Here is a 1,654-nt window from a genome sequence, read left to right as displayed (position 1 = left end):
ACGATACGGGGAAGTTCTTGTACATGGCAAAGCTGTGGAGCAACGCGCCTGCCAACGTGTCGGGGCGCGTTGTGTCCTTGAGGAATACCGACCCCTCGATAGTGCTTTCCGGCACCATTTTACGGCTCTCCTCGAATACCATACCTTGCAGCTTGCGATACAGCGCGTCCTTGTTCGGGATGTTCGTCTGCAAGATGTCGATAGGGCGCAGGAAATTGACGTCCTTTCTCGGCTGCCACGGAAACACGCCTTGACGAAACACGTCCCATTCGTCCGGCGTGATACCGTAGCGTTGCAGCACAGCCTTGAATGGCAGTTTGTCAAACTCGGCATCGGCGCTGCGCGCCATAAGCCCCATGAACTCGGCCTGTACGGACCAGCGCGCAGCCCGTGTGTGGCCGCTCAGCAGGGACAGGCGCATGACGCTGTCGCTGACACGTCGCGTTGCCTGCGGACCAATAGTCGACAGGCCGGTGAAGCGCTGCGCCGCGTAGGTCGACATGACCGCTTCGTCCATTACGAAACCGGACTGCGCGGCGATCTTGGTCATGAACGCGCGGTCCGTCGCAATCGACTTGAGATAGAAGTCTACGCCGCCTAAGACGTTCATGCGGTTAAACGCGCGTACCATCGTCGTCTGCATGAAGTCGCCGGGAATGGCCAGCAACGCCGCGCTGCCAAGCTGCGCCGATGTCAGGATGTTGGACGTACCGACGACCAGCGCCCCAAAGTTGCTGTTCGGGTCCATCGGGTTCTGCCGCATGGCCGTCTCAAACATCGGGTCGAATTTGTTGTTCATGACGGCTTCGGCTTCCGCCGCTGCCTTACCGCCTTTCTCGGCTGCGAACTTGCGTACCAATCCGTGCAAGTTCTGTCGCGCAAGTTCCGGCGTCGGGCCGAACGTCTCGACTGCGGCGATGCGATGCGCCATGTCGTCGATATGACGTACGATTACGTCGAAAGGGTTGCCGTCGCCGAACTCCTCATGAGCCGATAGCCAGGACGATGCGTCCTTGTAGATAAGGAAGCGGTGTTTCTCAAGTGCGTTGCCGAGCGCCCGACCACGTCCGCGCGCCGCCGTCTCGTCGATCTTGACCGCTCCGTTCGTCGTTATCGTATCGTAGACGAACTTAAGCACACGCTGTCTGTCTGGCGGGTCAATCGGCGAACCGTCAGGCCACGCCATGCGCGACCAGTCCAGCGCCTTCATGTGCGCGTCGATCCAGCGTTTCTCTCCAGCCTTGACCAGCTTGGCGGCGCTCTGCGCCTGCGGCAGCCGGTAGTTATCCAGCTTGTTCATTGAGCCGCCGACCGTATTGAACAGGTCGACCGCTACACCTTGCGTTTTTGTGTATGCTGTCGCAAAGTCGCGGGCCAGTTTGTCGCCCGTGTTTTCCCCGAACAGTTCACGTACGATATTTGGGAGATGGGCTTGTCCGCGTTGCGTGCCGAAAGCACCTTTGCCCACCTTGTCAAGAACGTCTGACATGATGGCGTATAGCTGGCCTCGCACAGTTTCTTTAGCGGTACTGTAGCTAGTACCGCTAAAGCGTGGATCGTCCTCAATGAGCGAGATGGCCGCCCGCCGATGACCAGCGGCACGTCGCGCAGTTGCGGGTAGCGCAGCCCCTCGACGGACGCATAGAAAGCATCC

The 1,654-nt window shown here is 59.5% G+C and carries 1 protein-coding gene; it reads right to left on the bottom strand.

Annotation, left to right across the window (positions count from 1 at the left end):
* The coding region (locus ACK4TH_RS11690; protein ID WP_409626675.1) for a hypothetical protein at positions 1-1,489 on the bottom strand (1,489 nt) is incomplete at its 3' end.
* Positions 1,490-1,654 lie beyond the last annotated feature (165 nt).

The organism is Tepidimonas sp., assembly GCF_046292505.1.
Lineage (GTDB): Bacteria > Pseudomonadota > Gammaproteobacteria > Burkholderiales > Burkholderiaceae_C > Tepidimonas.
The sequence above is the reverse complement of the archived record's forward strand: the minus strand, read 5'-3'. Positions and strand labels throughout refer to the sequence as shown.